The 6,473-nt window shown below is 41.6% G+C and carries 8 protein-coding genes; all 8 read right to left on the bottom strand.

Features of this window, described 5'->3' with window-relative positions:
* Positions 1-4 precede the first annotated feature (4 nt).
* Positions 5-550, bottom strand: a complete 546-nt coding sequence (gene rbr / locus QZU77_RS10175; protein ID WP_295603753.1) for a rubrerythrin — start codon at positions 548-550, stop codon at positions 5-7.
* A gap of 56 nt (positions 551-606) precedes the next feature.
* Positions 607-939: a hypothetical protein gene (locus QZU77_RS10170; protein WP_295603751.1), complete on the bottom strand. Its 333-nt coding sequence runs from the start codon at positions 937-939 to the stop codon at positions 607-609.
* Between the two features lie 55 nt (positions 940-994).
* Positions 995-1,540 carry a rubrerythrin gene (gene rbr, locus QZU77_RS10165; protein ID WP_295603749.1) on the bottom strand — a complete coding sequence of 182 codons (546 nt, stop codon included), beginning with the start codon at positions 1,538-1,540 and terminating at the stop codon, positions 995-997.
* A 105-nt stretch (positions 1,541-1,645) separates the two neighbouring features.
* On the bottom strand, positions 1,646-2,425 hold the full coding sequence (locus tag QZU77_RS10160; protein WP_295603747.1) for a DUF4013 domain-containing protein: 780 nt from the start codon (positions 2,423-2,425) through the stop codon (positions 1,646-1,648).
* Between the two features lie 90 nt (positions 2,426-2,515).
* Positions 2,516-3,487, bottom strand: a complete 972-nt coding sequence (mch, locus tag QZU77_RS10155; protein ID WP_295603745.1) for a methenyltetrahydromethanopterin cyclohydrolase — start codon at positions 3,485-3,487, stop codon at positions 2,516-2,518.
* 132 nt (positions 3,488-3,619) lie between these two features.
* On the bottom strand, positions 3,620-5,599 hold the full coding sequence (locus tag QZU77_RS10150; protein WP_295603744.1) for a BspA family leucine-rich repeat surface protein: 1,980 nt from the start codon (positions 5,597-5,599) through the stop codon (positions 3,620-3,622).
* Positions 5,600-5,845: 246 nt separating this feature from the next.
* Positions 5,846-5,983 (bottom strand): zinc-ribbon domain-containing protein, encoded by a 138-nt coding sequence (locus QZU77_RS10145; protein WP_295603742.1) that lies wholly within the window; start codon positions 5,981-5,983, stop codon positions 5,846-5,848.
* A 9-nt stretch (positions 5,984-5,992) separates the two neighbouring features.
* The coding region (locus QZU77_RS10140) for a nitroreductase family protein (RefSeq protein WP_295603740.1) at positions 5,993-6,473 on the bottom strand (481 nt) is incomplete at its 5' end.

Genomic DNA, 6,473 nt, shown 5'->3' with positions numbered 1-6,473 from the left:
GAATCTAGATGTAGCTAGTGTCTTGTTTTCTAAAGTGTGCTTGAGGGTGGTCGCATAATGGGCAAACTTCCGGTGCGTCCTTGCCGTAGTGGATGTATCCACAGTTGTTACACTTCCATGCGATTTCCTCATCTTTCTTGAATACCTTTCCGGCTTTGATCTTGTCGGTTAATGCATTGTACCTGTCTTCGTGTGCCTTTTCGGTTGCTCCTGCTGCATCGAATAGGTCTGCAATGTCATCGAAGCCTTCTTCACGTGCGGTTGCAGCGAATTCCTTGTACATAGAAGTCCATTCTTCGTGTTCGCCTGCTGCTGCGTCTGCGAGGTTGGTTAAAGTGTCAGGTACGCTTCCTCCGTTGAGGAGTTTGAACCAGATTTTAGCGTGTTCCTTTTCATTGTCAGAGGATTCTTGGAAAATGTCTCTGATTTCAACATATCCGTCTTTTTTAGCTTGTGAAGCGTAGAATTCGTATTTTACACGTGCTTGGGATTCACCAGCAAGTGCTGCTTTCAAGTTTTCTTCTGTTTTGGTTCCTTTTAAATCTGCCATATTTATCATCTCCATTAAATGTTATGTTAATGACCTGTCCATTTAAATAGTTTTGGTTACCAGGTCAACACTTCTCTTTCAATGAACATGCCGTCGTATCTGCAGTTGATCTTGCTCTTGTCCCCTTCGAAGACTGTGCAGGCAAGGTCTTCCTCATTGTCTGCGATTATCTGTTTCAATTCCTCGTAAGCATTCCATTTGATGGAGTTCTTCATGAACTCGTTTATTGGAAACTCCCATCTGATATTATCCTTCTGATAGTATTGGATGATTCCCTCGGCATACTTCTTGGCCTCCTCGTCGAGGAGGTAATCGCCGTCGACCAGTCCCTTGATTGCAACATCTGGAAACTTGGGGTGCCTGATTAGAAATACGACCATCTTGTTCATTATAATCACTATGTCATTGAAAAAAAAGTTAAAAAATAAAAAAAGTTAAAAGAGCTTATTTGAAGTTGGTTGCTCTTTCTTCGAAATGTGCTTTTGGAAGTCCGCATACTGGACATTTTTCAGGTGCGTTAGGACCTTTGAAAACAAATCCACAGTTTTCACATTTCCATTCGATTTCTTCTTCCTTGTTGAACACTGCATCGTTTTCAACGTTAGCAAGTAAGGTTCTGTATCTTTCTTCGTGTTCTTTTTCGATTGCACCTACTTTTTCGAATAGGAATGCAATCATTGGGAAACCTTCTTCTTTAGCGGTTTCAGCGAATTCCTTGTACATTTCAGTCCATTCTTCGTTTTCACCGTCTGCTGCTGCGTTCAGGTTAGCGATTGTGTCAGGAATGTCTTCATCGTGCAATAGTTTGAACCAGATTTTAGCGTGTTCCCTTTCGTTTTTGGAAGTTTCCATGAATATGTCATGGATTTGAACATAGCCTTCTTCTTTAGCTTTTGCTGCGAAGTATTGATATTTTGTATGTGCTTGGGACTCGCCAGCAAATGCTGCTTGCAAGTTTGCTTCAGTTTTTGTACCTTTTAAATCAGTCATAATTAACATCTCCAATAATATAATTTATAATTGTTATAGTTAAAAAGGTTTTTCAAAAAATTTTGATTGACTGTAAAAAAAATAGTAGAATAGCTTAAAATCGGTTTAAGCTATTTCTGAGTACAGTAATCCGTATGCCCTGTTTTGCATGAATACCAGGAATGGTGCCCCTATCAATGTGGCAATGAAAATTCCTGCAATAGGGATGAAACTAACCAGCATCATTATGAAAATGACTATTGCAACTAAAATGAACAATAATATCAGCAATGCCAATGTCTTGCCGATACCTATCTCCTTCAAGTCAGCATAGGATTGGCGAAATCTTATTGCATCATCAATGTTGCCGGTTCTTGCAAGCCTGGCCTCTCCCATAAGGGCGAGCAATGTGAATATGATGTACAATACGATTGCAATGACCATAACCACTCCGATTGCGGCTATGAAATCCGGTGTGAAGATTTGGCTTGCGGCTTCGGCGGCTGTTGCATTTTCCACATTATTCAGGCCAGCGAGCCTGGTGAATGCAAAGCCGGAGGTTAATATTGCTGCAACTAGAGTTATAATGCCCGGTATGATATAATATATGATTGTTACAATCAGCACTTTAACCCCATTTTTAAGATTGCTTTCAACATCAAGTTCAGGGACTGCGCCATCAAGGTCTATGGCGAACTTGAATATGTCCAGGGAATATCCCATGACGAGTATGCTCAGCACGAGTGAAGCAATCATTCCCAGAATCACTACTATGCCATTGTCAACGTAAGAGCCTATTGAATCTAAAACTGAGCCCACAACAAGGATTACTCCGATAATCAATAACATTTTAATGTCCGTAAATGGATATTTTACGGAATCTTTCAATATTTCAAATATTTCCATGAAAATTCACCATATTGACTATTGACAATACTGTTATATAATGGTTATGGTGAAACTGGATTTAAAAAAAAGAAAAATAGATGAATATGTCTATTCATCTACGCCGAAGGATTTTTTGAGCAAGTCTGCGTTGACGAATCCTTCCTTATAAATTTTACCGGTTGATAAGTCGTTGATGACTACTTCTGCAGGAGCGAACATTCCTTTGTCGATTTTGTAGAAGTCGAATTCTGCTTCTTTGAACACGTCGAAGAATGGTTTGCCGTATCCATCTGCTGCAGAGGATGGTAATTTAGCTGCTACATCAGCGATGTCATCGTTTTCATCTGATTCAACGTAGTAGTAGGTTCTTCCACCGAAGAGCACTGCATCGTTGGTTTTACCCATTGCTTTTAATCCGTCCGGGTCGACAGGTGCGATTGGTGCGATACCTGCTGCGTGTTTTACTTTTGTAACGTCGAACTTGATTGCTTCAAGCATCTTGTAGGTTCCGTTTTCAACTACTCTTCCGGAGATTTGGATGGATCCGACGAGGGATGAGGTTGGAGCCACTAAAAGGTATACGTTTTTCACGTCAACGTCACATTCGTCTGCAATGTATTGTGCAACTTCATCACCTGGCAATACGTCCGCTTCAAGGGTTAGGATTGCTAGTTCAGCGTCTTTGTCTTCATATCCGATTTCTTCGTAGGTTTCTGCTGGTTTCAATGCGATTGCTCTTGCAGGACCTGAACCTAATGCGAAGAAGTCTCCTACAGATACGGACCAACCTGCTTTCTGTGAACCTAAGGTTGAAATTGAAGGTGAGTCTGTTTTGATTTTTACTGAAGGAAGTGCGAATTTTTCAGATAAATCTCCTGGAATTGAGATTCCAACATCTGCGAGTCCGCCAAGACATACTTTAGTATAAAGTTCTCCTGCTTTGAAACTTCCATCGACGTTTACACCACAGTCGATGACGGTAGCGCCATTATCTAAAGTTGCAACAGCGATGTTTAATTCATCTGCTTTTTCAATCATTACATCTACGGTTTTTTTAGCTTCTACGTTTACACTTACCATAGTTTTAACCTCTAAAAAAATTTAACCTAAATAAATTAAGTTATTGAGTAAAAATATATTTTTATTATTATTTAAGTTTGACTAAATGAATTTTACACCCTCAGGTAAATATTCATTTGCCATTAAAAAAAATCAGTCCTTGTCATTTTTGGAATCGTCCTCGGATTCCATCTTATGTTTTTCGGCAAGCTTCTGTTTGATTTCCTCTTTATCCTTTTCAGCCTGCTTGCGTTTTTGCTCTTCTATTTCCTTTTGCTTTTCAGCCTGTTTTCGTTTTGCTTCCTCTTCCTCTTTTTGCCTTCTGGCATCTTCAATGGCCTTGATGGTTTTCTGGGCAATGTCAACAATCACTTCGTCCTTGCTTTCATCGACTATGCGCTGGAGGGAGTTTTCTGCCTCGATCTTTCCGAATGCGAAGAGACGAACGTCATATGATTGGGCGTTTAGGGCAATGTCAAGCCATGACTCTTCAGTGTCGACATATTCGGTAAGATATTCTATGCTGTGGAACTTGTGCTGCATTTCCTTTGCTATTTTAATCAGAAATACCTTGTTCTTGATTTTGAGGAACGCCTTTTCACGGTTGTAGAAGAAGAACTTCAAGTCCATGCCGCCTTTCCTGGACTGTATTATGTCGTAGTTGTGGTCGTGGATTGCTATACTTGTCAGTATCTCCTCATCATTGATCTTGTCAAGCGCGAATTCCTGAACCGGCCTGTAGCTTGACCTGTCCAGTATATAGGCCAGCAGCGATTCGTCGGTTAATGAGCTTACCATGAACATTTGTGTCGGCTCGTTGAAGTTGTTCAAGTCATAGCCCCTGAAGAAGCCTTCATCGAGATCTTCGATGACTTTCCTTCTGGATTCCGGCTCGAACCTGTCGTTTCTGATAACTTCTATTTTGAACCATTTAGGGTATTCCTTAAGGGCAAAGCAGTCGTCGAATATGCCTATGATGGATACGCCGTCAGCCAATTGCCATGATTCAAGGCTTGAAATGTCCATTATTGACTCGCATGAGTAGAACATCTTGTTCATTGACTCTATCCCTGAGACGTCCCAGTTGCTCAGCGGAGTGATGTCTAGAAGGGATACGCAGTTGTCGAACATTCCCTTTGTTGATTTCACATTCTCAATGTCCCATTTCTTTAATGCGGAAATGTTGTTGAGGGAACTGCAGCCCCTGAACATGAAGTCCAATGTATCCACATTGCTTGTGTCCCATTTCTTCAAGGCGGAGATGCTTTTGAGTGATATGCATCCTTCGAAAAGCCCGCTCATCCTTGTAATGTTTGAGGTGTCCCATTTCTTCAATGGGGAAATGTTTTTAAGTGATAGGCAATGTGAGAATACCGCCAAAAGTCCCTTGTTCCTTGTCATTTTTGACAGGTCCCATTTGGATAGTGGTGAAATGTCCTTCAGCGCTGCGCATCCCCTGAACAGTGCAGTGATGTTGAACACATTGGATAGGTTCCAGTTGGAGAGTGCTGAGATGTCTTCCAGTGATGTGCAGAACTCAAACAGGCACCCCATGTCGAGCACGTTGCTGACGTTCCAGTTTTCAAGGGCGTCAACGTTTTTGATGCTGTTGCACTCGCAGAATAGGTAGTGCATGTCATATACTCTGCCCACATCCCAGTTGGCCAGTGGGTCGATGCTTTCCAGTTCCTTGCATCCGTAGAACATGCAGGACATGTTCTCCACGCTTTGAGTGTTCCATCCTGTCAATGAGTCAATGTTGGTTAGGCTTTTGCAGCCGTTGAACATGTAGCTGAAGTCGGTTACTCCTGAAACGTCCCATGAGGACAGTGTTGAGATTTCCTCGAGGGATTCGCATCCTGAGAAGAGTTCCTTGAGGTTGTCGATGTTTCCGACTCCGAAGGTTACGATGGCCTTCAGGTTTTTCATGTCCTTATAACGGCCCTCCAGTGATGTTACGCCGAAGAGGTCCTCGCTGACAAACAATACGTCTTCCCTGTTTTCAACATCGTCCCAGTTGGTCAGATTTGTACCGTCGGTCAGTATTATGAGGACGTTGAAGTCCCTTAACTCGTAGATACTTTCTGTTGTTGTGTTCAGATGTTCGAAGTCGTATAAGTATATCTTTGCCATGTTATTTCAAATCCCCATCAAAAAAAAATATTCAATATAATTTATGTCAATTGGAATATATAAGAATATTCTAAAAAATAACATGCACCATTTCCCATGACAAAATTATTCAATATGCTTACAATCATGATTAAGCAAATCAATAGTCATGTTTAAAAATGAGATTATAATGAAATGAAAATGCTGTTAAATTGAAATGTCCATTGAATTTCGCCATCCAATACTGTGAAATGTAGATGAGTGAAACTATTTTTTGGTATTGTCAACAAATTCAGATCCTCTTTCAGTATATTTCCAGTACTTGTTAAGCTTGTATCCGCAGCCCTTGCAGTACTCTGCATCATCACTGTTGGGCCAGCCGCAATAAGTACATCGCTTACTCATTCAAATCACCTAATACCTATCAAAATGAACCTTGGACTCATCAAAGCGGAGCTTGACACTGACATCATGGGCAGGATATCCTACACATATCACTGAAAAGGGAATGCAGTAATCCGGAATGTCAAGATACTCCTTGAGTTTCAAGACCCTCTCCTCTATCGGATGGAAACCAAGCCAGACCGCACCAAGTCCCTCATGGGTTGCCTGCAATAGAATGTTCTCATTGCATGCTCCAAGGTCCTGCTCGATCATGCCATGAACCTTGGACTCGTTGAGATTACCCAAGGTGATAATCAAATGTGATGCATTGGCGGCGGGGGCTGCGAACCGATGCATCCTGGAGATTGCCTGCTTATCCTCCTCCTTGCTTACCACAATGAACTCCCATGGCTGAGCGTTGCAGGCTGACGGGGCCTGCATTCCAGCTTTGAGAAGGTTTTCTATCTTTTCATCTTCTACTGTCTCATCAGTGAACCTGCGTACACTTGCT

Origin of the sequence: uncultured Methanobrevibacter sp., from assembly GCF_902774605.1 — an archaeon.
GTDB lineage: Archaea > Methanobacteriota > Methanobacteria > Methanobacteriales > Methanobacteriaceae > Methanocatella.
This window is presented reverse-complemented; position numbering and strand designations above follow the sequence as displayed.

Coding starts and splice junctions, on each gene's coding strand:
- QZU77_RS10150 (WP_295603744.1), bottom strand. CDS start 5,599: ATGGCAAAGATATACTTATACGACTTCGAACATCTGAACACAACAACA.
- QZU77_RS10160 (WP_295603747.1), bottom strand. CDS start 2,425: ATGGAAATATTTGAAATATTGAAAGATTCCGTAAAATATCCATTTACG.
- QZU77_RS10145 (WP_295603742.1), bottom strand. CDS start 5,983: ATGAGTAAGCGATGTACTTATTGCGGCTGGCCCAACAGTGATGATGCA.
- rbr (WP_295603749.1), bottom strand. CDS start 1,540: ATGACTGATTTAAAAGGTACAAAAACTGAAGCAAACTTGCAAGCAGCA.
- mch (WP_295603745.1), bottom strand. CDS start 3,487: ATGGTAAGTGTAAACGTAGAAGCTAAAAAAACCGTAGATGTAATGATT.
- rbr (WP_295603753.1), bottom strand. CDS start 550: ATGGCAGATTTAAAAGGAACCAAAACAGAAGAAAACTTGAAAGCAGCA.
- QZU77_RS10170 (WP_295603751.1), bottom strand. CDS start 939: ATGAACAAGATGGTCGTATTTCTAATCAGGCACCCCAAGTTTCCAGAT.